Source organism: Actinomadura sp. NPDC048032, from assembly GCF_040653175.1.
GTDB lineage: Bacteria > Actinomycetota > Actinomycetes > Streptosporangiales > Streptosporangiaceae > Spirillospora > Spirillospora verrucosospora.
On record NZ_JBEZJP010000828.1, the window covers coordinates 1 to 1,085 of the forward strand.

The window sequence follows — 1,085 nt, forward strand, 5'->3', positions numbered from 1 at the left end:
GGCGGACGACCTCGTCCGGGACGGTCTCGCGCTGCGGCACGCCGGTGATCTGCTCGACGACGTCGTTCACCGACTCCAGGTGCTGGACGTTGACGGTGGAGACGACGTCGATCCCGGCGTCCAGGATCTCCTCGACGTCCTGCCAGCGCTTGGCGTGCCGGGAGCCGGGCACGTTGGTGTGCGCGAGCTCGTCGACGAGCACGACCCGCGGGCGCCGGGCGATCACGGCCTCCGTGTCGAGCTCGGTGAACGCCGTCCCGCGGTACTCCACCGTCCTGCGGGGCAGCGTCTCCAGCCCGGCGAGCCGCTCCGCGGTCAGGGGCCGGCCGTGGGTCTCCACGTACCCCGCGACGACGTCGGTGCCGCGGGCCCGCCGCCGGTGCGCCTCGGCGAGCATCGCGTACGTCTTGCCCACGCCCGGGGCGGCCCCGAGGTAGACGCGGAGCCGCCCGCGCGTCATGATCAGCTCCTCCCGGCGCCGACGGGGTGGTCGCGGTCCAGTTCGAGGTTGAGGCGGAGGACGTTCACCACCGGCTCCCCCATGAAGCCGAGCGCCCGGCCCGTCTGGTTGTGCCGGACGGCCGCCAGGACCCGCGCCTCGGAGATGCCGCGGGCCTTGGCGACCCGCGGCGCCTGGAGCCTCGCGTAGGCGGGCGTGATGTGCGGGTCCAGGCCGCTGCCGCTCGCCGTGACGGCGTCGGGCGGCACCTGCGGCCTCGCGTGCGCGCTCCCCCTGACCGGGACGGTCAGGCCCCGGGCGAGGTCCTCACCCGGCGTGGCGCACTCGACCCGGACCCCCTTGTAGACGGCCACGAAGGGCACGGCGGGGCAGGCCTGGTTGGCGCTGACGACCCGGGAGGGCTTCGGGACGGCGCCGTCGGGCGCCCGCGTCCCGAACACCTTGAGCACCGCGCCCACCCCGTCGGGCGTGCAGTACGGCCGCCCGCCGTCCACGCCTTCGAGATCGCCGACGGCCTTGCTCCGCGAGCAGACCGCGATGAACGCGCCGCGCAGCACCAGCGCGATCACGATGCCCGCCATCAGCACCGTGTGCTAGGCGTGCTTGGGCACGGCGAACCTGGCGA

The 1,085-nt window shown here is 74.9% G+C and carries 1 protein-coding gene and 1 pseudogene; both read right to left on the bottom strand.

The window, feature by feature from the left end; genetic code table 11:
- Positions 1 to 460: pseudogene (locus AB0C69_RS42530) on the bottom strand (histidine kinase); the annotation flags it as partial.
- A gap of 2 nt (positions 461 to 462) precedes the next feature.
- Complete coding sequence (locus AB0C69_RS42535; RefSeq protein ID WP_360362688.1) at positions 463 to 1,041, bottom strand: potassium-transporting ATPase subunit C; 579 nt, start codon at positions 1,039 to 1,041, stop codon at positions 463 to 465.
- Positions 1,042 to 1,085 lie beyond the last annotated feature (44 nt).